At 43.6% G+C, this 22,377-nt stretch carries 25 protein-coding genes; 19 read left to right on the top strand and 6 right to left on the bottom strand.

The window, feature by feature from the left end; genetic code table 11:
• The first annotated feature begins 153 nt into the window (after window positions 1-153).
• The 3 genes from ACOV1R_RS03845 to ACOV1R_RS03835 all read left to right on the top strand — a co-directional run bounded on the left by ACOV1R_RS03845 (window position 154) and on the right by ACOV1R_RS03835 (window position 2,834).
• Complete coding sequence (locus ACOV1R_RS03845) at window positions 154-945, top strand: ABC transporter ATP-binding protein (RefSeq protein WP_003645638.1); 792 nt, start codon at window positions 154-156, stop codon at window positions 943-945.
• On the top strand, window positions 926-2,110 hold the full coding sequence (locus tag ACOV1R_RS03840; protein ID WP_217203169.1) for an LCP family protein: 1,185 nt from the start codon (window positions 926-928) through the stop codon (window positions 2,108-2,110). The genes ACOV1R_RS03845 and ACOV1R_RS03840 overlap by 20 nt, the downstream gene beginning before the upstream one ends.
• Before the next feature lie 151 nt (window positions 2,111-2,261).
• Window positions 2,262-2,834, top strand: a complete 573-nt coding sequence (locus tag ACOV1R_RS03835) for a helix-turn-helix domain containing protein (protein ID WP_003645636.1) — start codon at window positions 2,262-2,264, stop codon at window positions 2,832-2,834.
• Window positions 2,835-3,533: 699 nt separating this feature from the next.
• Here ACOV1R_RS03835 and ACOV1R_RS03830 read toward each other — a convergent pair.
• Together ACOV1R_RS03830 and ACOV1R_RS03825 are read right to left on the bottom strand one after the other, a co-directional pair.
• Window positions 3,534-4,475, bottom strand: a complete 942-nt coding sequence (locus tag ACOV1R_RS03830) for a glycosyltransferase family 2 protein (protein ID WP_003645635.1) — start codon at window positions 4,473-4,475, stop codon at window positions 3,534-3,536.
• Between the two features lie 549 nt (window positions 4,476-5,024).
• Window positions 5,025-5,312 carry a hypothetical protein gene (locus tag ACOV1R_RS03825; RefSeq protein WP_236039307.1) on the bottom strand — a complete coding sequence of 96 codons (288 nt, stop codon included), beginning with the start codon at window positions 5,310-5,312 and terminating at the stop codon, window positions 5,025-5,027.
• A 163-nt stretch (window positions 5,313-5,475) separates the two neighbouring features.
• On the opposite strand from ACOV1R_RS03825, the gene ACOV1R_RS03820 reads away from it, so the two are divergent.
• Both ACOV1R_RS03820 and ACOV1R_RS03815 read left to right on the top strand, forming a co-directional pair.
• Window positions 5,476-5,868, top strand: coding sequence for a hypothetical protein (locus ACOV1R_RS03820; protein WP_003645633.1), 393 nt, complete (start codon window positions 5,476-5,478; stop codon window positions 5,866-5,868).
• 35 nt (window positions 5,869-5,903) lie between these two features.
• On the top strand, window positions 5,904-7,073 hold the full coding sequence (locus ACOV1R_RS03815; RefSeq protein ID WP_015380455.1) for a hydroxymethylglutaryl-CoA synthase: 1,170 nt from the start codon (window positions 5,904-5,906) through the stop codon (window positions 7,071-7,073).
• A 49-nt stretch (window positions 7,074-7,122) separates the two neighbouring features.
• Here ACOV1R_RS03815 and ACOV1R_RS03810 read toward each other — a convergent pair whose 3' ends face one another.
• Window positions 7,123-7,752 carry a hypothetical protein gene (locus ACOV1R_RS03810; protein ID WP_003645631.1) on the bottom strand — a complete coding sequence of 210 codons (630 nt, stop codon included), beginning with the start codon at window positions 7,750-7,752 and terminating at the stop codon, window positions 7,123-7,125.
• A gap of 303 nt (window positions 7,753-8,055) precedes the next feature.
• Between ACOV1R_RS03810 and ACOV1R_RS03805 the strand changes: the two genes are divergently transcribed.
• Window positions 8,056-8,286, top strand: coding sequence for a DNA alkylation repair protein (locus tag ACOV1R_RS03805; RefSeq protein WP_089197934.1), 231 nt, complete (start codon window positions 8,056-8,058; stop codon window positions 8,284-8,286).
• Window positions 8,287-8,375: 89 nt separating this feature from the next.
• On the opposite strand, the gene lexA is transcribed toward ACOV1R_RS03805, so the two are convergent.
• A complete protein-coding gene (gene lexA, locus ACOV1R_RS03800) occupies window positions 8,376-9,008 on the bottom strand; it encodes a transcriptional repressor LexA (RefSeq protein WP_003640747.1) in 633 nt (210 codons plus the stop codon).
• 151 nt (window positions 9,009-9,159) lie between these two features.
• Here lexA and ACOV1R_RS03795 point away from each other — a divergent pair, with 151 nt between their 5' ends.
• Both ACOV1R_RS03795 and ACOV1R_RS03790 read left to right on the top strand, forming a co-directional pair.
• A complete protein-coding gene (locus ACOV1R_RS03795) occupies window positions 9,160-9,399 on the top strand; it encodes a DUF896 domain-containing protein (protein ID WP_003644501.1) in 240 nt (79 codons plus the stop codon).
• A 97-nt stretch (window positions 9,400-9,496) separates the two neighbouring features.
• On the top strand, window positions 9,497-9,733 hold the full coding sequence (locus tag ACOV1R_RS03790; RefSeq protein ID WP_003640745.1) for a YneF family protein: 237 nt from the start codon (window positions 9,497-9,499) through the stop codon (window positions 9,731-9,733).
• A gap of 56 nt (window positions 9,734-9,789) precedes the next feature.
• On the opposite strand, the gene ACOV1R_RS03785 is transcribed toward ACOV1R_RS03790, so the two are convergent.
• Window positions 9,790-10,425: a lysophospholipid acyltransferase family protein gene (locus ACOV1R_RS03785; protein ID WP_003645630.1), complete on the bottom strand. Its 636-nt coding sequence runs from the start codon at window positions 10,423-10,425 to the stop codon at window positions 9,790-9,792.
• Between the two features lie 111 nt (window positions 10,426-10,536).
• On the opposite strand from ACOV1R_RS03785, the gene ACOV1R_RS03780 reads away from it, so the two are divergent.
• The 3 genes from ACOV1R_RS03780 to ACOV1R_RS03770 all read left to right on the top strand — a co-directional run bounded on the left by ACOV1R_RS03780 (window position 10,537) and on the right by ACOV1R_RS03770 (window position 12,667).
• Window positions 10,537-11,295 (top strand): tRNA1(Val) (adenine(37)-N6)-methyltransferase, encoded by a 759-nt coding sequence (locus ACOV1R_RS03780; RefSeq protein ID WP_003645629.1) that lies wholly within the window; start codon window positions 10,537-10,539, stop codon window positions 11,293-11,295.
• A complete protein-coding gene (locus ACOV1R_RS03775; protein ID WP_003645628.1) occupies window positions 11,279-11,584 on the top strand; it encodes a GIY-YIG nuclease family protein in 306 nt (101 codons plus the stop codon). Before ACOV1R_RS03780 ends, ACOV1R_RS03775 begins: the two co-directional genes overlap by 17 nt.
• Window positions 11,585-11,668: 84 nt before the next feature.
• Window positions 11,669-12,667, top strand: coding sequence for a D-2-hydroxyacid dehydrogenase (locus tag ACOV1R_RS03770; protein WP_003640741.1), 999 nt, complete (start codon window positions 11,669-11,671; stop codon window positions 12,665-12,667).
• A gap of 289 nt (window positions 12,668-12,956) precedes the next feature.
• Here the strand turns inward: ACOV1R_RS03770 and ACOV1R_RS03765 are convergent, their stop codons facing one another.
• Window positions 12,957-13,679, bottom strand: coding sequence for an HAD family hydrolase (locus ACOV1R_RS03765; RefSeq protein WP_003640740.1), 723 nt, complete (start codon window positions 13,677-13,679; stop codon window positions 12,957-12,959).
• A 224-nt stretch (window positions 13,680-13,903) separates the two neighbouring features.
• Here ACOV1R_RS03765 and rpsB point away from each other — a divergent pair, with 224 nt between their 5' ends.
• From rpsB to ACOV1R_RS03725, 8 genes are all read left to right on the top strand, one after another.
• Window positions 13,904-14,707 (top strand): 30S ribosomal protein S2, encoded by an 804-nt coding sequence (gene rpsB / locus ACOV1R_RS03760; RefSeq protein WP_003640739.1) that lies wholly within the window; start codon window positions 13,904-13,906, stop codon window positions 14,705-14,707.
• 102 nt (window positions 14,708-14,809) lie between these two features.
• A complete protein-coding gene (gene tsf / locus ACOV1R_RS03755) occupies window positions 14,810-15,688 on the top strand; it encodes a translation elongation factor Ts (RefSeq protein ID WP_003644498.1) in 879 nt (292 codons plus the stop codon).
• A gap of 199 nt (window positions 15,689-15,887) precedes the next feature.
• Entirely contained in the window at window positions 15,888-16,610 is a 723-nt protein-coding gene (pyrH, locus tag ACOV1R_RS03750) for a UMP kinase (RefSeq protein ID WP_003640737.1), read from the top strand.
• A gap of 1 nt (window position 16,611) precedes the next feature.
• The gene (frr, locus tag ACOV1R_RS03745; RefSeq protein WP_003640736.1) at window positions 16,612-17,175 is read left to right on the top strand and encodes a ribosome recycling factor; all 564 of its coding nucleotides are present in this window, start codon (window positions 16,612-16,614) and stop codon (window positions 17,173-17,175) included.
• A gap of 119 nt (window positions 17,176-17,294) precedes the next feature.
• Window positions 17,295-18,074, top strand: coding sequence for an isoprenyl transferase (locus ACOV1R_RS03740; protein WP_003640735.1), 780 nt, complete (start codon window positions 17,295-17,297; stop codon window positions 18,072-18,074).
• A 15-nt stretch (window positions 18,075-18,089) separates the two neighbouring features.
• Window positions 18,090-18,875: a phosphatidate cytidylyltransferase gene (locus ACOV1R_RS03735; protein ID WP_003640734.1), complete on the top strand. Its 786-nt coding sequence runs from the start codon at window positions 18,090-18,092 to the stop codon at window positions 18,873-18,875.
• 37 nt (window positions 18,876-18,912) lie between these two features.
• Window positions 18,913-20,190: an RIP metalloprotease RseP gene (rseP, locus tag ACOV1R_RS03730; RefSeq protein WP_003640733.1), complete on the top strand. Its 1,278-nt coding sequence runs from the start codon at window positions 18,913-18,915 to the stop codon at window positions 20,188-20,190.
• 39 nt (window positions 20,191-20,229) lie between these two features.
• The gene (locus ACOV1R_RS03725) at window positions 20,230-21,939 is read left to right on the top strand and encodes a proline--tRNA ligase (protein ID WP_003640732.1); all 1,710 of its coding nucleotides are present in this window, start codon (window positions 20,230-20,232) and stop codon (window positions 21,937-21,939) included.
• Window positions 21,940-22,377: the final 438 nt, after the last annotated feature.

Raw genomic sequence — 22,377 nt, 5'->3', positions numbered from 1 at the left:
TACATTGCCCAAAATATCAATAATAAGCCTGCAGAAGCAACTGGAGTACTGATTATTTGTGTCATTGTTGGGTTATGCGTTGTGTTGATTTGGCAACCATTATATCGATTTGCTGAACGTCGCTTTCATTATTAATACGAGGAGGAGTTTAAGTTGAAAAAAGCAGTTTTATTAGATGTTGATCACGTTTCAAAGTCATTTATACTTTCAAAACAACGGCAGTCTGAACTGATTTTGGAAGCGGTTAGTTTGCAGGTTCAAACCCACCAGTTTATTAGTATTATTGGTTCGTCTGGTGTCGGAAAATCAACACTATTACGAATGATTGCGGGGATTATTCGGCCCAGCTATGGCGCCATTACTTTTGATGGTAATTTAGTCACGGCTCCTAATCGCCGTATGAGTATGGTATTTCAGAACTTTGCGCTATTTCCATGGTTGACAGTACGTCAAAATATCATGTTTGGCCTAGAAAGTCAGCTTAATTCTGACTGTCAATATGTTGACAATCAAATTGACAATTTAATTAATTTGATTGGTTTAAAAGGGTTGAAAAATGCGTACCCCTATGAACTATCTGGAGGGATGAAACAACGCGTTGGTTTTGCGCGTGCACTTGCTGTTGAGCCAGAACTGCTCCTTTTGGATGAACCGTTTTCAGCACTGGATGTTTTAACAGGGCAGCGGTTAGGGCAAGATTTGATCACATTATGGGAACGCAGGAAATTTAAAATGCAAGCGATTGTTTTGATAACGCATAATATTTCTGAAGCGGTTCGTCTTTCAGACGTCATTTATGTTCTAGGAGGGAAACCTGCACAAATTATGAACACTTATCAGATTAAGACGCCTAGAAATCAACGTACTGAGCAACAAATTTGGGCCAAGACAATGGCAATTACTGATCAATTTAAGCGCGATATGAATGAAATGCGGGGGGACTGAGTTTATGAGAAGGCGGCAACTACCTAAATGGAAAAGAAAACGACTAATTGTACTAGTAACGAGTTGTATAACCTTTATGTTAGTAGCTTTCACAATTCAAGGTATTCGGTTATTTGACATGTTGCACTCGTTCCATGAGTCACGAGTTATTAAGTCGCATCATAATTTGACCCAGCAACCGGTCAGTACTTTTTTATTGATGGGGTTAGATAATAGTGGCAAGCGCAAATTATCGACAACGCGCACGGATGGAATGATGGTAGTCATTGTAAACCATAAAACTAAAACAATGACCTTATGTAGTTTATTACGGGATACTTTTGTTAAGATCCATTCGCAGCAATATCATGGTTATCAGCGCATTGAATCGGCGTATACCTATGGTGGTGATGCAGCGGCGATAGCGACCGTTGAACATTATTTGAATTTACCAATTGATTATTATCTAACTGTTAATTGGGATGGTTTTATTAGGGCAATCGATGATATTGGTCCCGTTGAAGTTAATGTTGATCGTGATTTTATCGGACAAGATTACTGGGGAAAACCAGAAAAATTTAAAGCAGGTTTGCAATCGATGTCTGGTGCACGTGCATTAGCCTATGCACGCGAAAGACATATTGACAACGATCAACACCGTGGTTTTCGGCAGCAAGCCGTCTTTTACGCAATGGTCAAGCGCTTGAATCAGGAAGGGCTTTCGTCTAAAGGGGCCAAAGTTGTCGGTGATTTGAAAGATCAAATGAGGACTAATTTGACGAATCACGATATGTTAACACTGTTTAAAAGTCGTAAAACTTTTAAGCGATATCGAGTAAAACGATTGACATTTCAGTGGCGAACGTTTGATGTTGCTGGCCGTAGTATGGTAGAGGTTTATCCGGACAGTCGCGTACAGGTGAGTCGGCAACTACAAGCCGCCGCTGGGCTACGGCCAGACTTGCCTTCGCAGACCTTTACAACCAATGGACATTATCGGTATGCCAGCGATGAAAGCGTTGAAAGTAAGGCTGATGAAGCTAAGGCTGATACGCATTATGGCCAATCGCATGTGTACGTAGGTCATGCTGGTAATACTACTATTGGTAAATTACCAGCAGCGGTGCCGTTGAAAAATGGTTTCCGAGTTTCAGATAGGACTGAAACGATGTACACGGTACATTAGATTCCGATAATCGTTAGCAAGTGGACACTATTCAGTAACCAAAACGAGCCAGACAGTTTTAAGTGCTATAGTCCCCTTAAGGTTGATAGATGAAATGATATACTTCATCTATCAATTTTAAGGAGATTTTATTATATCTAGAACCAATTTTATGGTCACAGAAAAATTAGCTATTATTCTGGGTCTTGAAAAAACTAACCTGACTAAATCAACGTGTTTTAAAGCGTGTGGTATCGCTCGAAGTACTTTCATCAGATGTCAAAATTTTTATATGCAGGATGGTCTGGAAGGATTAAAAGAACAGCACAATTGGATTCGATATATCTCAGAGATTAAGCGGCAGGCCATATCAGCGTACTTGAATGATGAAAGTAGTTTGTGGGATATTCAAATCAGATTTGGCCTTAGAAGTACTAGACGGCTGGAGGACCGGATCAGTGAATTGCTGGTCCACATTATGAGTAGAAAAATAACTTTTGAAGAACGCATTAGAATCGTTGAATACATTACGGTGAGTGAACATGCATATTCCCGAGCAGCGAAACATTACAATGTATCTTATCAGCAAATCCGTTTCTGGATGCTCAAAACCACCACCAATGGTTACATCGCACTTAAAGACCGGCTTGGATGGACGAAACCAATTGAAAAAATGACTGAGGTTGAACGACTAAGGCTCAAGAAACGTCAACTTAAGATTCAAATCAAGGAGCAGGAGGTTTGACTTCTTTTTAAAAAAATCCAAAAAATACAGCACAAAGATTGAATGCACAACATAAATTAGCCTATCAAGGAATCAAAACCGTCGGCTCGGATATTCATGGTGTTCAGGCCACCTTGTTTAGCAAGCCAGGTTTGTCGCGCTCAGTCTATAATAAGTGGCTTCATCATGAATCGATTGGTTTTGGGTTTTCAGTTAAACACTTGATGTCTGTATCTGTACTCCATCTAAAATGTTAAAGTTGTATTAAGCGGCCTCAACGCATCAAACAAACTAAGTAAGAAATTAAATCAAGTAACTCAGTCTAACCAAGTAGGATTATCCGATTCCACCGAAGTCGTTTATGGGCTAATAACAAGCACAAAGCCCGATTTACGGCGCTCTAAAACATCTTTAGTTAAGTCAGCCAACCAGCGAGGCGGTGGTTGATACCTTTAACCAGGCTTTTAATACTTTAATGAAATCATACGAATAGTACAAAGAAACGGCTCTACCGCATTTGAATACCGCGATGAAGCCGTTTGAAAAGTAATTAAAAATCATATTATTTCATTCATCAACTTGACAAGGACTGATGCCCCCAAAAGAGCTTTTAAATAATAATTTCATTCATAACCTTTAACTTCATCCAGATGCCGAAACGCACACGACCATACCATTTTCCCGATATGGTCGTATGCGTCTCAGTTTAGGTTGAAAAGTTTACTTCTTTTCCTGCACAATGTAGTGGGGCCGGTGTTTTGATTCGATATAAATTTTACCAATATAATTACCGATAATCCCCAGACAGAACAGCTGGATGCCGCCGATTAAGAGCAAAATTGTGACGGTTGAAGCCCAACCACTGACGCTGTTATCAAATAATATTTTACGAATAATAACGACAAATATACTGATAATTGAGATTAGTGAGAGCAAGCCACCGGTGAAGGTCGCAATCTTCAGGGGTACATCTGAAAAGTCGACGATAGCGTCCATTGAATAATTGAACAGCTGCCAAATTGACCAGTGTGTTTCGCCAGCGGAGCGGGGCTGATTCTCAAACTTCAAATAAGTCGTTCGGAAACCGACCCAGTTGAAGATGCCTTTTGAAAATCGGTTATATTCGGGCAATTCCAAGATGGCATCAACCATCTGACGTGTCATTAACCGGTAATCACGGGCGTTTGGAATAATTTGTACTTTTGAAATTTTGTTGACAACTGAGTAAAACGAGCGTGATAAGAATGACCGAATCATTGGTTCACCGACACGATTTTCCCGCATTGTTCCGATACAGTCATAGTCACCGGTTTGAAGCATCGCCAGCATTTTAGGCAATAAAGTTGGTGGATCTTGTAGATCAACGTCCATGACGGCGACGTAATCGCCGATAGTGTGTTCTAAGCCGGCTAATAAACCAGCTTCCTTACCGAAATTTCGCGAAAAGGAGACATAGTGAACAGTGTCAGGATGGGCGGCGTTTAAAGTTCGTAGTACGTTCAAAGTGTCGTCAGATGAGCCATCATTAACGAAAACATATTCAGTAGTGATATCCTTGAACGACTCTGGATTATCTGCCAGGACTTTTTCAACGGTGTTATAAAAGATTTCAATCGTTGGTTCCTCGTTATAGCATGGAACAACAAGACTCATGGTTTTCATGATAATTGTATCCGACCTTTTTATAATTTTTAGATTGATCTATTAATCAGGGCTCCTACTGATTAATAAAGAAAGGAATTTTAAACCAGTATGAATATCATAGCTTGAATTAAGGTATAAAGCAATCAAATATCAAACCACAAAAATTGTAATGATGTCACGATAGCTTGTCAATTACACCACCAATCAAGTACGTCGACAGCGATGCGTCATGTTATTTCAAATTTCACACCTGGCAGTGTTGAGTAGTTTGCAAAAAAACAACTCCAACTGGGCACAGTAGCATGGCCCGTTGAAGCTGTTGGAAAAGTGATTATTGTGATTTATCTTTTTGAGATTGGGCGATGGGTGTCAAGGTGGACTTAGAAATATTCACAACCGTCAAATTTATATTTTGACAACCGAAATGCCCAATTAGCGGATATGAATCTATAGCCGTAAACAGCTAATTATTTGCGAGTGAAACCCAATTAGTGGCCTGAATGGTATCAATTCGATAGACAGCGATGGTGACGTCTTTTAAGGATCCATAAAGTGTCCCTACAATTGTTAATGGTGAAACGGAATCGCCCACGCGTACTTGCCAGGTACAGTTGTTGTGGAAGTTCGTCGGTCGATACGCAGTTCAATATGTTGATTGCTCAGCGAATTGATAACGAGACGCGAGGGTGACAGGCTAATGATATCACCATCAATCGGGGCATTAATCACCGGACTGGTCGGTTGTATGGCTAATAGCCCGATTTGTTGGGGTGATGTGGCAGTGGGAATCGCCGTATAAGTACCAGCGACAGGTGCCTGAAGACTATTTCGTTTTTGATGACGTGAGAACCACATGTTTACCGCGCTCCTTACTTGGTGCTTGTCTTGATCGCCTTATTTAATAACAGCATAAATTATGGAACCCGTCCCAGGTCAAGCAATTGCGGGCAGTATTTTTGTCGTGAAATGCTATAATAGTTAAGAAATCTTAGGATGGTTAACGAACGGGGTGGTCAAGATGGACTTTGTAGAATTGACACCGATCGCATTGGGGCATACACCACTTGGCACACGCGGACTGAATCCCCATATTCATGATTGGCAACTCGATTGGCAAAAACTAAGTAGTTTGATTGCTGATAATCAAGACGTGATGATGCAGGTGGACGCCGGACTTGCTGAAGATTGGTTGAATACGCACGGCACCATTTGGGACAATGTACAAGGCTATCACCGCTACCCGAATGACAACCGGGCGTTTGATGACACCGTTTTTTGGGCGGCGTCTACTTGGGCGACACCGGCAATTGTTGTGACTTTTCATAATGAAATTAGTCGGGCTTTCGGCTGCTATCGGGTCGGAACTGACCCTGATTTTCATTACTTAGGGCCACGCGGACGTGCATATTAATCCCTTATTGTCATTAACAAATTGGAGGAAAAGACGTGAAAATTGGAATCGACAAGTTGCATTTTGCAACTTCACATTTATACGTAGACATGGCGGAACTGGCAACAGCTCGCCAGGCAGAACCTGATAAGTATTTGATTGGTATTGGTCAGTCTAAAATGGCGGTGATTCCGCCGAGTCAGGATGTAGTGACGTTAGCTGCTAATGCTGCCGCACCGATGCTGACAGCGACTGACATTGCGGCTATTGATTTATTAGTCGTCGGTACCGAGTCGGGGATCGACAATTCCAAAGCGAGTGCGATTTACGTCGCTAAGTTGCTCGGTTTGAGTCAGCGGGTTCGAACAATTGAAATGAAAGAAGCCTGCTATGCGGCGACGGCTGGTGTCCAACTGGCCCAAGATCACGTGCGTGTTCATCCAGATAAAAAGGCGCTGGTCATTGGTAGTGACGTGGCACGCTACGGATTGAACACACCGGGCGAGCCAACTCAAGGTGGTGGGGCGGTTGCTATGTTAATTAGTGCGGATCCTAAAGTATTAGTACTGGGTACTGAGTCAAGTCTACTGAGCGAAGATGTGATGGACTTTTGGCGACCGTTGTATCATACAGAAGCCCTAGTTGACGGCAAATACTCGTCTAATATCTATATTGATTATTTTCAAGATGTGTTTAAGAATTACCTGCAAACGACTCAAACTAGTCCAGACACACTGACGGCCTTGGTTTTTCATTTGCCATATACAAAGATGGGACTTAAAGCGCTTCGAAGCGTGTTACCATTAGTTGATGCCGAGAAACAAGCCCAGTGGTTGGCGCACTTCGAACATGCGCGTCAGCTAAATCGACAAGTTGGTAACTTGTATACTGGTTCACTCTATTTGAGCTTGTTATCGCAGTTACTGACTGATCCTCAGTTACAACCAGGGAATCGACTCGGATTATTCAGTTATGGCTCGGGTGCCGAGGGTGAATTTTATACCGGGGTTATTCAGCCGGATTATCAGACCGGTTTAGATCATGGCCTACCACAACGGTTGGCTCGTCGTCGCCGAGTTAGTGTGGCGGAGTATGAAGCCTTATTCAGTCATCAATTGCAATGGCGGGCCGATGATCAGTCGGTCAGCTATGCTGATGATCCCCATCGATTCGTATTGACCGGTCAAAAGAACGAACAACGTCAATATTTGGATCAACAAGTTTAAACAAAAAAGTCACTTGTTACTAGCAAATTTGCTAGACAAGTGACTTTTCCTATTTGAAGTTATTGGTCATAATTTGACCATCTTGGACACTCAACAGCGTCTTGTCAGTGGTATCTGGTTGTAGCAACTGAATCGTGTAACCAGCGGCAAGATTCTTTTGGAGCGATTTTGACAACGATTTAAAATTCGAAGTAATCGTGGTGATTGCTTTTTGGTTTTGAGATGGATATGATTTAATCGTCTTCAAAGATTTAACGTACTTTTTATTGGTTGGCGTAATCGTATATGTTTTCGTTGACTTGGTGAATGCAACGGTACCAATCGATTGATAGTTAGATTGTAATTGTTTAAGGATATTTTCTTCATTCAACTTAGTCGTTGCGGCCGCGCGTTTGGTGCTGGCTTCGTTAAAAACGACTTGTGAGGAACTCAAGCTCGTTGATTTGGACTTGCTGGTACTAGCGCTAGTACTCGTGCTAGATGATGCTTTGCGCGCCGATTGCTGTGACTGGTTGTATGGCCAGTAAGGCAATTTAACGACCGCGTAGATGGTGACCAGGGCGCTGAGGACCGTAATTAGTGTTAGAAATTTCCAACCACCACCGGTTTGACGTGCGTAAATCACGGAAAATAATGCTAATAGAAAAACAATCAAGCCCATAATGGCTAGGAACAACATGTAACCAACTCCCAATGTTTAAAATAGTATAATCATTATACCATTGAACTATTGGCTGTTCGTCACAGATTTGAAATATTTTGAAAAGAGATCCGACTAATAACCAATTTGACGCCAGCACTTTTTCTGTCGATACATCGGGAGAATCAGGCGCCGCTGATTCAATAGCAATGGTGCTACCACCAAATCACAGTAACGCCACAGTGGGATAGTGTTGATGCCTGGCGCAAGGTGCCTGCAGCGTATCTCTCAGCGCACGGTTGTTTACAACAAGTGGGTGGTATATTTACGAGCTACCGATAAATAGGTGCGACGAGTAGGTATCGCGCTTCGATTAGGCTTGAAAGAGGACGGATTGCCAATTTACAAACGGCGATACTAACGAATCGGGGTGATGATGACTTTTTTATTCAGAAGGCAATCGGTTGGGCATTGCGGGATTATGGCAAGGTGAATTCGGAATGGGGGCGTGCTTTTGTCGCAAATAACGTGCTCTCGTCCCTGGCACGGCGGGAAGGGTGTAAATATTTGTGAGTGGAATCTGTAGGCATGCCATCAACCTGCTCTAAAAACTGGCGAACAAAAAAGATGACAAATTGAATTGTCATCTTGTGGGTGATAGTTTACTGAAACAGCATGTCGCGATATAAACCGACAACTTTGCCTAATACAGAGACGTTGTTCAAGATAATTGGGGCCATCGTGTCGTTCTCAGGTTGTAGTCGGTAGTGATCGGCCTCTTTGAAGAATCGCTTGCAAGTCGCTTCATTTTCATCGGTCATGGCAATGATGATATCACCATTGTCAGCGGAACTTTGACGCCGAACAATGACTTGATCACCATTCATGATACCGATATTGATCATACTTTCGCCACGGATGGTGAGCATGAAAAGGTCGCCACCGAATGATTCAAGTTCCTTAGGAATTGGAAAATAATCCGTCGCTTCCTGTACGGCAAGAATTGGTTGGCCGGCGGTTACCGTTCCAAGTACCGGAATTTGATGTGGCGTAGTTTCGACGCCCAGTGCTTCGAAACCGGCTGGCGTTACCTCAATGGCACGTGGCTTAGTTGGGTCTTTTTGGATGTAACCTTTTTTTTCTAGCCGTGAAATGTGGCCGTGAACGGTCGAAGTCGAAGATAAGTCAACGGCTTCACCAATCTCACGAACGGTTGGCGGGTATCCTTTTTCATTGACACGTTCATAAATAAAGCGAAGAACGGCCATTTGTTTGCTTTCCGATGTTTTACTCATCTTGGCACCTCATTTTTTATTTTCATTATTGGTTAAACCAATTGTAGCATAGCGTTTCATAGCTTTCAAACAAATGTTCGGTTGACAAACACTATTAATTGATTTAGGGTCTACTTTCGTGTATATTTCAAGAGTGAAAGGGGCTGCTGATTTGATTTCAAAAGAATTGCTTGCTCGGATCAATGAGTTAGCTCATAAGGCGAAAGCCGAGGGGCTCACCGAGCTAGAAGAAGCCGAACGTCAAGAGTTGCGGCAAAAATACTTGAAGGAATTTCGCGCCGGTTTTCGGCAACAAGTTGAAATGCTTCAGGTTTATGATAAAGATGGTAAAGAGGTTACGCCAGAAAAGGTCCGTCAAGTGCAACGCGATCGCGGTCTTCGAGATGATTAACCGATTTCAGGAAAATTTGTCAACTGACAAATTTTCCTTTTCTTTTATTATTAATTTGTGTAGACTAGTTTAATGAAGACTGTAATAAGGGAGGGGAATGACTGTGTCTACAGGAATTTGGATTTTAATCGTCGTTATCGGCGTATTGGTTGGGTTAACTGGTGGTTTCTTCGGTGCCCGGCACTATATGCAAAATTACTTGAAGCAAAATCCACCAATTAGTGAAGAGATGCTTCGTAGTATGATGATGCAAATGGGTCAACGCCCATCCGAAAAGAAGTTACATCAGATGTTGAATTCGATGAAAGCTGCATCTAAAAACGATAACAAGTAGTAAAAAGTGTCGGCTCGCTTTAAATTGCGATCACCGACACTTTTTTATTATCGAACTTAATGTTTCTGACGGGTTGTAGCAGGATCAACGTATTTGAACGTTGGGTCGATTTGACGATCCAAGTCGTCAAAAGCGTGCAACATTTTAGTCTCAATTTGTTTTTGACCAGCTTCATCCAATTTCAGTTTACGATCAATATCAATCGGTTGACCGAAACGGACGGTAACCCGCTGACGGCTAAAGAGTTGTTTGAAGGTCAATGGGCCTTGGTAAACGGTTGGGACTAGTGGAACACCGGCCATCTTAGCGATGACGGTTGCACCGCCCTTAAGTTCTTGTGAGTGGCGCGTTCCTGATGGAAACATGATTAGTGAAAGCTTACCGCTGCGCAAAAATTTGACGGGGGTCTTGATTGCTGAAGGTCCTGGATGTTGCCGATTGACAGGAAAGGCGTTCGCATGAACGAGAATGAACCGCAGAACGGGATTCTTAAATAGTTCTTCCTTAGCCATAAAGCTAAATTTCATTGGGCTGCCAGCCAGTGCATAGTACAACGGGTCAAACCACGTGCGGTGTGGCCCAACTAAGATATAGGCCCCCTCTGGTAGGTTTTCCCGTCCTTGATAGCGGGGCCGACCGTTAATAATGGTGATGATTAGCCGGACTAGTCCGCGCATAAATGAATAAAACATCACGATCTTCCTTTCGTTTAATAACTGCTCACAGTATGACGAAATTTGGCAAATTCTGCAAGTTAATTGTATGATAGCTGTGCGACGAATTGAATGGAGAGGTGGCCGAATATGGCAGACGTCACGTTACACGCCGATGAGCGTATTGATCAATTATATAGTCAAGATATTCAAATCATTCAAAGTTCTCAAGTCTTTGCGTTCTCACTGGATGCTGTTCTGTTGGGTGACTTTGCCCAGGTTGCGAAGGGCGTTAAGAGCCAGATCGTGGATCTCTGTGCTGGCAATGGCGCAGTAGGTCTATTCGCCAGTGCTAAAACTCAAGGCCATATTACGGCGGTCGAGATTCAGCCCCGGTTGGCCGATATGGCTCAACGCAGTGTTGTTTTGAACGATTTAACCCAACAAATGACAGTCCTGAACGAAGACTTACTGGAAATTACGCGCCAACTACCGAAAGATTCGGTGGATACAGTCTTATGTAACCCACCGTATTTTAAAGATCGACCGCAGAGCGTTAAAAATCCAAATCCTCATTTGGCGATTGCACGGCATGAACTGTCCGCTAATTTAGATCAGATCCTAGCGGTAACTAGTGATTTGTTAAAAATGAATGGTAAAGCATATTTTGTTCATCGTCCTGAACGACTAGATGACTTGTTCAGTACCATGGCGACCAATCGGTTGGCACCCAAACGGATTCGGTTCGTCCATCCCAAAGCACAACGGGAAGCGAACATGGTTCTGATCGAAATGATCAAGGATGGGAAACGCAACGGTGTTCGAATCATGCCACCGCTTGTCGTTTATCGTGATGATGGTGAATACAGGGAAGAGGTGCACACATTACTCTATGGCAAGCACAAGTAAGCCGGCTGCGTCCACGACGGCAACCAAAAAATATTATTTTTATGTCCTATTATGTGCTGATCAAACGTTGTATGGTGGTTTTACGGATAACTTGCAGCGACGATTAGCAACGCACAATGCGGGCAAAGGGGCTAAATATACGCGGGTCAGCTCACGGCGGCCTTTGCAATTAATTTACCATGAAACTTTCAGTGACAAATCAAGTGCGTTAAAGGCTGAATATGCCTTCAAACACCAATCGCGAGCTGCCAAGCTAAAATACTTGTCAGCTCACGATGTAAAAATTTAGCGAAGTTTTCACAATTTATGATTCTATTTCTCGCATTTACTGTTATAATATTTACTGTATCAATATATAGGAGGAATTTTTGTAATGAAAATTATTGCATATGCTGTACGTGATGACGAACGTCCATTCTTCGATACTTGGATGAAAGAAAACCCAGATGTTGAAGTTAAATTAGTTCCAGAATTACTTACTGAAGACAACGTTGACTTAGCTAAAGGCTTCGACGGTGCCGATGTATACCAACAAAAGGACTATACTGCTGAAGTATTGAACAAGTTAGCCGACGAAGGGGTTAAGAACATCTCTCTTCGTAACGTTGGTGTTGATAACTTGGACGTTCCTACTGTTAAAGCACGTGGCTTAAACATTTCTAACGTACCTGCATACTCACCAAATGCGATTGCTGAATTATCAGTAACGCAATTGATGCAATTATTACGTCAAACCCCATTGTTCAACAAGAAGTTAGCTAAGCAAGACTTCCGTTGGGCACCAGATATTGCCAAGGAATTAAACACCATGACTGTTGGTGTTATCGGTACTGGTCGGATTGGCCGTGCTGCCATCGATATTTTCAAAGGCTTCGGCGCTAAGGTTATCGGTTACGATGTTTACCGGAATGCTGAACTTGAAAAGGAAGGCATGTACGTTGACACCTTGGACGAATTATACGCCCAAGCTGATGTTATCACGTTACACGTTCCTGCATTGAAGGATAACTACCACATGTTGAATGCGGATGCCTTCAGCAAGATGAAAGATGGCGCCTACATCTTGAACTTTGCTCGTGGGACACTCATCGATTCAGAAGACTTGATCAAAGCCTTAGACAGTGGCAAAGTTGCCGGTGCCGCTCTTGATACGTATGAATACGAAACTAAGATCTTCAACAAAGACCTTGAAGGTCAAACGATTGATGACAAGGTCTTCATGAACTTGTTCAACCGCGACAATGTTTTGATTACACCACATACGGCTTTCTACACTGAAACTGCCGTTCACAACATGGTGCACGTTTCAATGAACAGTAACAAACAATTCATCGAAACTGGTAAAGCTGACACACAAGTTAAGTTTGATTAATCTCGATTATCACTGAAAATGGCGTCACTCATCTGAGTGACGCCATTTTTTATGCTTTCACCTAAATGGGGCCTTTTCGAAGCGTTAACCCCAAGCGTACTTTCAATGCTGTTATTATCCATAACAAAAAGCCCACAATAGAGCTGGTTGCACGACTGTGGGCTTCACAAGTGAGCGATTTTGTTAGCGATAACACAATTAAGTGTTGCTAGGTAAAGGTCTTGCTAGCACGTACTTACCGTGGTTGTTACCAGCATAAGCTGCTCGTAGCTTTAACGCCAGTATGCGTCTATGAAGCGCTGGCGGCTTGAAGAAGTGCTAGCAATAGTTCATTTAGTTCCGCTGGACTCTGGATGATTTGATCAGGAATTACGCTCGGTGTCACCTGGTCATTGCGCCGGTGATTAAACCAAAAAGTTTGCCACCCAGCGTGTTTGGCACTGGTCATGTCGAGTGCTGCATTGTCACCAACGTAAACGGCTTCGTTGGCCTTGATGCCAACCTGATGGGCCCACGTCGTGAAGATCGATGGGTCGGGTTTAGCAATACCCAATTCTTCTGAGATAAAGATGTTATCCGGATGCACGAAATGTTCAATTTGTAATTGATGTAACTTTTGATGCTGAATCGGCGCTGGCCCATTGGTAATGATACCAATTTTAAAAGCGTGACTGAGTTTAGTCAGCGTCGCACTCAGCCCATCGAAAAGGCAAATCTGATTTAGTTCCTGCTGATAGGCCATTTCAAATTGGATAGCCCGATCAGTGCTGATGTGGACTTTGCTGGGTGCTAACGCGTGTCGAATACGGGCGGTTTGCCACGCTTCCAGCGTCATAGTTGTATCAGTGACCTGGTTAAAGGTACGGTCATTAAAATCATGGAACCGGTTAAAAATTTGTGCCAATTCAGTGCTGCTCAAAGCCTGGTTAAAAGTTTTAGTTAAGGCAGCAGTGAACGGTGATTTTTGATCATACAACGTATCGTCAAGGTCAAAAATGATGGCTTTTATCATTATTAAGTGAGCCCCCTATGCGAGATTGTATTTTAACACACTTTCAGGAATTCACAAATTCTTGATGAAATTGCTTGCAAGCACTAGTAATTTTCGGTATACTAATTTTCGGTGTTAAAACCAATTCACACCTACTGCGATAATCATGGCGGTGCTCGGGAGAGTGCCATGATTAGTTGAACGGTGGGGAGGAATAAAACAAATTTTTTGGAGGCACATTTATTATGGCTGTTATTTCTATGAAACAATTGCTTGAAGCCGGTGTCCATTTCGGTCACCAAACTCGTCGTTGGAACCCAAAGATGAAACCATACATCTTTACGGAACGGAACGGCATCTACATCATTGACTTACAAAAGACGGTCAAGATGATTGACTCAGCTTACAACTTCGTTAAGGACGCTGCGGCTGATGATGGTGTTATCTTGTTTGTTGGGACTAAGAAACAAGCCCAAGATTCAATCGAAGAAGAAGCAACCCGTGCAGGTCAATACTACGTTAACCATCGTTGGTTAGGTGGGACTTTGACTAACTGGAACACCATCCAAACACGGATCAAGCGTCTTAAAGACTTGAAGAAGATGGAAGCTGATGGCACCTTCGAACGGTTACCTAAGAAGGAAGTTTCATTATTAATGAAGCAACGTGCCAAGCTTGAAAAGTTCTTGGGCGGTATCGAAGACATGCCTCGGATTCCAGATGTAATCTTCATCGTTGATCCTCGTAAGGAACAAATCGCCGTTAAGGAAGCTCAAAAATTGAACATTCCGATCGTTGCGATGGTTGATACGAACACTGATCCAGATGACATTGACGTTATTATTCCTTCAAACGATGATGCAATTCGTGCCGTTCGTTTGATCACTTCTAAGATGGCTGATGCTGTCATTGAAGGTCGTCAAGGTGAAGACGAAGATGTTACTGAAGATTCTTTCAAGGACAACAAGGACGCTAAGAAGTCCGTTGACTCATTGGAAGACATCGTTGAAGCTGTTGAAGGCGACAACGACGCCAAGTCTGACAAATAATTAATTGAAATAATTAGGCTGCCTAAAAATCGCGGACCATTACGGCCTGATTTTGCGGGCAGCTTTTTATCTAAAATCAAGATACTCAAAGGAGAGTAAACTATGGCAAAGATTTCTGCAGCACAAGTTAAAGAACTTCGTGATAAAACCGGTGTTGGTATGATGGACGCTAAAAAGGCGTTAGTTGAAACTGAAGGCGACATGGAAAAAGCCGTTGACGTTTTACGTGAAAAAGGGGTTGCTAAGGCCGAGAAGAAGAGTGGCCGGGTTGCTGCCGAAGGGATTGCTGCTGTTGCAATCAAGGACAACAAAGCTGCCATTGTTGAAATCAACTGTGAAACTGATTCAGTTGCTTCAACTGACAAGTTCAAGAACTTGGTAACTGAAGTTGCCGACAAGATCGCTGAAGAAGAACCAGCTTCCGTTGACGACGCCTTAGCTTTGAAGACGGCTAACGGGACGGTTAAAGATGACGTCATCGAAACGACTCAAGTAACTGGTGAAAAGATCAGTCTTCGTCGTTTCCAAGTTGTTGAAAAGGGTGCTGACCAAAGTTTTGGTTCATACATCCACAACGGTGGCCAAATTGCAGCCTTAGTTGTCTTAGACGGTGCTGACAGTGCTACTGCTAAGGACGTTGCCATGCACGTCGCTGCTATCAATCCTGAATATGTTAACCGTGAACAAGTTCCTGCTGACCGGTTAGCTCATGAAAAAGACGTGCTTGTTAAGGAAGCCTTGAATGAAGGTAAACCTGAAAAGATTGTTGAAAAGATGGTTGAAGGCCGTTTAAACAAGTGGCTTTCAGAAATTAGCTTGGATGACCAAGAATTCGTTAAGGATTCTGATCAAACTGTTGCGCACTTTGTCGAATCAAAGGGTGGCAAGGTTAGCTCATTCATTCGTTTTGAAGTTGGCGAAGGAATCGAAAAGAAGGCTGATAACTTCATCGATGAAGTTATGAACCAAATTAAAGACTAATTACTGACTAAGGGATTAGCTAATTGGGGATTACGACGGAAAGCAATTTTCGGCGTAGTCCCTTTTTGTAAAGTAACGGGTTGAAGCCGCTTTAAAAAGAGAATTCGGTTAATTTTTGCGCCGGATTACGGCTGATACCAAACGCTTATTGAAATATATGGTAAAATGATAGACAGATAATTTCGAGGAGGACAAAACGATGTCGGAAGTTAAATATAAGCGTGTAATCCTAAAACTGAGTGGGGAAGCCTTAGCTGGTGAGAAGGGCTTTGGAATCAATCCCCCCGTCATTAAAACGGTGGCAGAGGAACTTAAGGACGTCTATGACATGGGCGTACAAATTGCAATCGTCGTTGGCGGTGGCAATATGTGGCGTGGCGAAGCTGGTGCCCAGATGGGTATGGAACGGGCCCAAGCTGATTATATTGGCATGTTAGCTACGATTATGAATGCCTTGGCACTCCAAGATAATCTCGAATCAATTGGTGTGCCGACCCGGGTTCAAACATCCATTGAAATGCGACAAATCGCGGAACCATACATTCGGCGGAAGGCAATGCGCCATCTAGAAAAACGCCGGATCGTTATTTTTGCCGGTGGTACCGGGAGTCCATATTTCTCAACGGATACGACCGCCGCATTACGGGCCGCTGAAATTAACGCGGATGCGATTTTGATGGCCAAAAATGGCGTCGATGGTGTTTACTCGGCTGATCCTAACAAGGATGCTAGTGCAGTTAAATTTGATACGCTTACCCATCTCGACATTATCAACAAAGGGTTACAAGTGATGGACACTACGGCAAGTTCCTTATCGATGGATAATGACATTCCTGTCGTGGTCTTTAACTTGAATGAACCTGGAAACATTCGGAAAGTCGTCGCCGGTGAACACATCGGGACAACAGTCAGGGGGAAATAATATGGCAATTACAGAACCAATTTTAAAAGAAGCACAGGAACGGATGAAAAAGGCGGAAGCCGCTTTACAACGCGAGCTCGGTAATATTCGGGCTGGCCGGGCTAACGCATCATTATTGAATCGGATTTCTGCAGATTATTACGGTGCGCAAACACCACTTAATCAGATGGCGGCAATTACAGTACCCGAACCACGGGTCTTAATGGTGACCCCATTTGATAAGAGTGCCCTTAAAGAAATCGAAAAGGCTATTTTAGCGTCAGACCTCGGTATTAGCCCAGCTAACGACGGTTCTGCGATTCGGTTAGTTATTCCGCAATTAACGGAAGAACGGCGTAAAGAACTTGCCAAGGACGTTAAGGCGGAAGGTGAACGTGCCAAGGTCGCCGTTCGAAACGTGCGTCGTGATGCAATGGAAGCCTTGAAGAAGGGCCATAAAGATGGTCAATTCACTGACGACCAGTTACATCAGTTAGAAGACCAAGCCCAAAAGTTAACGGATCAAGCGGGTAAGGACGTCGACGCGATCGTTGCGGACAAAGAAAAAGAAATTTTGGAAGGTTAATGACCGACCAATTTATTAAGGCTTGGAGAAATTCAAGCCTTTTTTTGTTGACGAATAGTTAATTAGTGCTTTTTTTGGTAAAATAGTGCATAGTTAAGCTATTTTTATGGAGGTGCGCCTTGTTCGCTTTTTTTAATAAGAATGATCCTGCAGATAACACCGACGTGCAATTGGATCCTGAACGTATTCCAGCCCATGTCGCCATTATTATGGATGGCAATGGGCGTTGGGCCAAAGCACGGCATTTACCACGGGTTGCTGGCCATAAGGAAGGTATGAACACGGTCAAAAAGATTACGATTGCCGCAAGTGATTTGGGCGTTAAAGTCCTGACGCTTTACGCGTTTTCAACTGAAAATTGGAAGCGGCCAACTGATGAGGTTAATTACCTCATGCAACTGCCAGTGAGTTTCTTTGATACTTTCGTACCGGACTTGATAAAAAATAATGTGCGGGTGCAAGTCATGGGCTACGTTGATCACTTGCCAGAAGCAACGCAAAAAGCAGTCCAAAATGCGATTGCAGATACCAAAGATTGTGATGGGATGGTGCTGAACTTTGCTCTCAACTATGGTTCACGGGCCGAAATCGTGACCGGGGTGCAAAAAATTGCCCAGCAAGTGCAAGATGGTCAATTGGCGGTTGGTGATATCGATGATGCAACCATCGACGCAGCACTGATGACGGCACCACTTGCGCCATACAATGATCCAGATTTGCTGATTCGCACGAGTGGTGAAGAACGCATTTCAAATTTCTTAATGTGGCAGATTGCCTACAGTGAACTGGTCTTTACTGATGTGAAGTGGCCGGATTTCACAGCGGCGACCCTTCAAGCCTGTATCGCGGATTTTCAGAGCCGTGATCGGCGCTTTGGTGGGTTGTCGGATCATAAATAAAAGGGAGTTTTTGGTATGAGACAACGAGTCATTACGGCTGTCGTTGCGTTAATTTTATTTATCCCAGTCATTTTTGTGGGCGGGGTAACCTTAGATATTGTGGCCATGCTGTTAGGGGCCGTTGCGATGAGCGAGTTACTCGTGATGCGTAAAAAATTATTGATTTCATTTGAAGCAATCGTAAGCATGCTTGCAGTTATGATTCAAATTGCACCGAATAACTGGTTCAATGGCTTACCAGACCAATTAAACAAGGAGTACGTGGTTTACTTCTTAGTTATCTTGCTACTGTTACACACTGTGTGGTCGCGGAATCGCTTTTCATTTGATGATGCCGGAATGTTGACGTTAGGCGTCCTGTACATCGGGATGGGCTTCAACTACTTCACGGCTGCGCGGGGTGTCAGTGTTTACATGTTACTCTTCCTGATGTTCATTGTCTGGCTGACAGATAGTGGGGCTTACATGGTCGGACGCAAACTGGGTCGGCATAAAGTCACACCGATCAGCCCCAATAAAACATGGGAAGGTTGTATTGGGGGTAGCGTGATTGGTGTGATCGTTGCCAGTGCCTTTGCAATTGGGTTTCACGTCGGCTATGCTAGCGTCATCAGTATGGTACTGATTACTTTAGTCTTATCAGTAGTTGGCCAGTTTGGCGATTTAGTAGAATCCGCGTTGAAGCGTTACTATGGTGTTAAGGATTCTGGTAAGATCTTGCCGGGACATGGCGGTATCCTAGATCGATTTGATAGTATGTTATTAGTTTTTCCAATTGCACATTTATTCGGCCTCTTTTAAGCTGAGTACCCGAAACGCGGGAGAAAGGAGCGCTTAATTGATCGTTACAATTATTACGTTCATTATCGTTTTCGGAATCTTGGTCATCGTCCATGAATTTGGGCACTTTTACTTTGCCAAAAAGGCTGGGATTCTAGTGCGTGAATTTTCTGTCGGGATGGGGCCCAAGGCGGTCGCGTTTCGTCGTAATGCAACAACTTATACGTTACGGTTTCTGCCAATCGGTGGTTACGTACGGATGGCCGGTGTGGCCGATGATGAAGATGAAGAACTCAAGCCCGGAACGCCAGTTAGTTTGCAAATTGGTCCGGATGGGATTGTTCATTCAATCAATGCTAGTAAGAAGACAACGTTGTTCAATGGAATTCCACTGTCAGTGACGGCGACTGATCTCGAAAAAGAACTCTGGATCGAAGGTTATGAGAACGGGGACGAAAGTGAAGTTAAACACTACGCCGTCGATCATGACGCTACGATCGTTGAAAGCGATGGTACCGAAGTTCAAATTGCACCGGTCGACGTCCAATTTCAATCGGCCAAGTTATGGCAACGAATGTTGACGAATTTTGCCGGACCGATGAATAACTTCATTTTGGCCATCATTACATTTGCAATTCTTGCCTTTATGCAGGGTGGTGTTACGAGTACAACGACCCACGTAGCGGCGACGACAGCAGACTCAGTTGCCCGTACGGCCGGTATTCAAAAGGGCGATCAAATCGTGGCGGTTAACGGTAAAAAAATGACGAGTGCCCAATCGATTTCGCTGTTGATTCAAGACAGCCCGAAGCAACGGTTGACTTTGACCATCAACCGGGCCGGTCAGACTAAAAAAATTGCGGTTACCCCTGCTGCCAAGACGGTCTCTGGTAATCGAATCGGTCAAATCGGGGTCCAATGGGCGACTAAGACCGACACGAGTCTGGGGGCCAAGTTAGCATACGGCTTTACTGGTTCGTGGGGAATTACCAAACAGATTTTTCAAGTGCTTGGTCGGATGGTCACTCACGGGTTCAGTTTGAACGATTTAGGTGGGCCGGTGGCAATCTTTGCCACGACCTCGCAAGCCGCTAAGTCCGGGGTGCGCACGGTGATCTATTTGCTCGCCGTGCTGTCGATCAACCTTGGAATTGTTAATTTATTACCGATTCCAGCACTTGATGGTGGTAAACTATTATTAAACATTGTTGAAGGCATTCGGGGTAAACCACTACGGGTGGAAACGGAAAGTGTCATTACCTTGATTGGTTTTGGCCTCCTGATGTTATTAATGATTCTAGTAACTTGGAATGATATTCAGCGATATTTCTTCTAAGTGATATTTAATTTGGAACAATAAGGAGAAGATTTGTAGATGAAACAGTCGAAATTGTTAATCCCAACACTCAAGGAAGTGCCTAATGATGCCGAAGCCTTGAGTCATCAAATGATGTTACGGGCGGGCTATATCCGACAAATTTCAGCCGGAATGTACGCTTATTTGCCATTGGCTTACCGCGTATTGACGAATATTGAAAAAATCATTCGGCAAGAAATGGAAAAAATTGATGCAGCGGAAATGCTGGTACCAGCAGTCATTCCAGCTGAGTTGTGGAAAGCAACTGGGCGTTATGAGACATACGGTCCAGAACTATTCAAGCTGAAGAACCGCCATGACCGAGAATTTATCCTTGGCCCCACGCACGAAGAAACATTTACGTCAATTGTTCGCGATGAAATCAAATCGTATAAACGGTTGCCATTGACTTTGTATCAAATCCAGGCTAAGTATCGTGATGAAGATCGGCCACGTTATGGATTACTTCGTGGGCGTGAGTTCATCATGAAGGATGCCTATTCATTTCACGCGGATGAGGCCTCATTAGATGACACGTTCCAAGATATGGCGCAAGCTTATCAGAATATTTTTGAGCGGGTCGGTTTGAAGTTTCGTTCAATCATCGGTGATGGTGGGGCGATGGGTGGAAAGGATTCCCGTGAATATTCGGCCATCGCACCGGTTGGTGAAGATACAATTGTTTATTCGGATGCGAGTGATTATGCGGCTAATCTTGAAATGGCTCGGAGTTTATACGTCCCAAAGAAGTCACATGCTTCGTTAAAGGATATGGAAAAGATCGATACTCCCGGAGTGGGCACGATCGACGAACTGGCTGAGTTCTTAAAAGTTGGTGCTGACCAACTGGTTAAGAGTATTCTGTTTATTGCAGACGATCAGCCAGTAATGGCACTGGTTCGTGGCGATCATGAAGTCAACGATGTTAAGTTGAAGAATTACCTTGGTGCGGATTTCTTGGAAATGGCTACGCCAGAACAAGCCCAACAATATTTGGGCGCTAGCTTTGGTTCACTCGGCCCAGTTAACGTTCATGATGACGTTAAAATTGTCGCTGACCAGTATGTGAAGGACATGGTCAACATTACGGTCGGGGCTAACGAAGACGGTCATCACTTCACGAACGTCAACCCTGAACGTGATTTCCACGCGGAAGCTTACGTTGACATTCGCTTTGTTCAGGAAGGTGAGTTATCACCAGATGGTGCGGGCGTCTTGAAGTTCACCAAGGGTATCGAAATTGGACATATTTTCAAACTTGGCACCCGTTATTCTAAAGACTTGCACGCAGAAGTCTTGGATGCCAATGGACGTAATATTCCGGTAATTATGGGCTGCTATGGGATTGGTGTCTCACGGTTGTTGTCTGCCATCGCTGAACAACGCGCTGATGAAAATGGGTTGATTTGGCCAAAAGCAATTGCACCATTTGATGTGCACGTGATTCCGGTTAACCCGAAGAAAGCGGACCAGGTTGAGGTTGCCGACCAAGTTGAAGCACAATTAGAAGCCGCTGGGTACAACGTTTTGTATGATGATCGGAAGGAACGTCCTGGTGTGAAGTTTGCCGATTCCGACTTAATGGGCATTCCTGCTCGGATTACCATTGGGAAAAAGGCCAGCGAAGGAATCGTCGAGATTAAGCTTCGCCAGACTGGTGAGACTTTGGAAGTTAAACAGGAAGAAATCGCCAACAACTTGGCCGTTCTGCTCAAGAATATCGATTAAAATGCTGCAAAACTAAGTTAATAAAAATATGGCAACTACCCGTTGATAGTCGCCAACAACAATCACCTGGTTGGATTCTGTTGACTGGGTGATTTTTGTTTGCCGATTAATCACGTGGCTCAACGGTCAGACTGTGATAAAATAGTAACGTTTCAAGTGAACGATTTGTGCGTTCGCTGAAGATTATTTCAGATGCCGTTAATCACCGAGGCATCACGCTGTCGGTTAAGCAAACTGACAAAGTAGTGCCAACTGTGGACCGCGGCCTTGAGCACTTAATTGGGGTTCTAGTTAATATTAAAAGTCTTGCTTGGCATTGGGTTAGTTGTTAGCGACTAAGTCATTGTTGAAACGAGATTCTATTTCTAGCGGGTCACGGTTAGCGGCTTTTGATTTTAAGATTGGATTTGCTTTAATATATATGCAAGCGCAAATTAA

The organism is Lactiplantibacillus sp. YT640 (genome assembly GCF_049745435.1).
Taxonomy (GTDB): Bacteria; Bacillota; Bacilli; order Lactobacillales; family Lactobacillaceae; genus Lactiplantibacillus; species Lactiplantibacillus plantarum.
This window is presented reverse-complemented; position numbering and strand designations above follow the sequence as displayed.

Excerpts from the sequence above, each read along its gene's own strand:
- ACOV1R_RS03840 (WP_217203169.1), top strand. The coding sequence starts at position 926 with ATGAAATGCGGGGGGACTGAGTTTATGAGAAGGCGGCAACTACCTAAA.
- ACOV1R_RS03835 (WP_003645636.1), top strand. The coding sequence starts at position 2,262 with ATGGTCACAGAAAAATTAGCTATTATTCTGGGTCTTGAAAAAACTAAC.
- ACOV1R_RS03830 (WP_003645635.1), bottom strand. The coding sequence starts at position 4,475 with ATGAAAACCATGAGTCTTGTTGTTCCATGCTATAACGAGGAACCAACG.
- ACOV1R_RS03825 (WP_236039307.1), bottom strand. The coding sequence starts at position 5,312 with ATGTGGTTCTCACGTCATCAAAAACGAAATAGTCTTCAGGCACCTGTC.
- ACOV1R_RS03820 (WP_003645633.1), top strand. The coding sequence starts at position 5,476 with ATGGACTTTGTAGAATTGACACCGATCGCATTGGGGCATACACCACTT.
- ACOV1R_RS03810 (WP_003645631.1), bottom strand. The coding sequence starts at position 7,752 with ATGTTGTTCCTAGCCATTATGGGCTTGATTGTTTTTCTATTAGCATTA.
- lexA (WP_003640747.1), bottom strand. The coding sequence starts at position 9,008 with ATGAGTAAAACATCGGAAAGCAAACAAATGGCCGTTCTTCGCTTTATT.
- ACOV1R_RS03790 (WP_003640745.1), top strand. The coding sequence starts at position 9,497 with ATGACTGTGTCTACAGGAATTTGGATTTTAATCGTCGTTATCGGCGTA.
- ACOV1R_RS03785 (WP_003645630.1), bottom strand. The coding sequence starts at position 10,425 with ATGTTTTATTCATTTATGCGCGGACTAGTCCGGCTAATCATCACCATT.
- ACOV1R_RS03780 (WP_003645629.1), top strand. The coding sequence starts at position 10,537 with ATGGCAGACGTCACGTTACACGCCGATGAGCGTATTGATCAATTATAT.
- ACOV1R_RS03775 (WP_003645628.1), top strand. The coding sequence starts at position 11,279 with ATGGCAAGCACAAGTAAGCCGGCTGCGTCCACGACGGCAACCAAAAAA.
- ACOV1R_RS03770 (WP_003640741.1), top strand. The coding sequence starts at position 11,669 with ATGAAAATTATTGCATATGCTGTACGTGATGACGAACGTCCATTCTTC.
- ACOV1R_RS03765 (WP_003640740.1), bottom strand. The coding sequence starts at position 13,679 with ATGATAAAAGCCATCATTTTTGACCTTGACGATACGTTGTATGATCAA.
- rpsB (WP_003640739.1), top strand. The coding sequence starts at position 13,904 with ATGGCTGTTATTTCTATGAAACAATTGCTTGAAGCCGGTGTCCATTTC.
- tsf (WP_003644498.1), top strand. The coding sequence starts at position 14,810 with ATGGCAAAGATTTCTGCAGCACAAGTTAAAGAACTTCGTGATAAAACC.
- pyrH (WP_003640737.1), top strand. The coding sequence starts at position 15,888 with ATGTCGGAAGTTAAATATAAGCGTGTAATCCTAAAACTGAGTGGGGAA.
- frr (WP_003640736.1), top strand. The coding sequence starts at position 16,612 with ATGGCAATTACAGAACCAATTTTAAAAGAAGCACAGGAACGGATGAAA.
- ACOV1R_RS03735 (WP_003640734.1), top strand. The coding sequence starts at position 18,090 with ATGAGACAACGAGTCATTACGGCTGTCGTTGCGTTAATTTTATTTATC.
- ACOV1R_RS03725 (WP_003640732.1), top strand. The coding sequence starts at position 20,230 with ATGAAACAGTCGAAATTGTTAATCCCAACACTCAAGGAAGTGCCTAAT.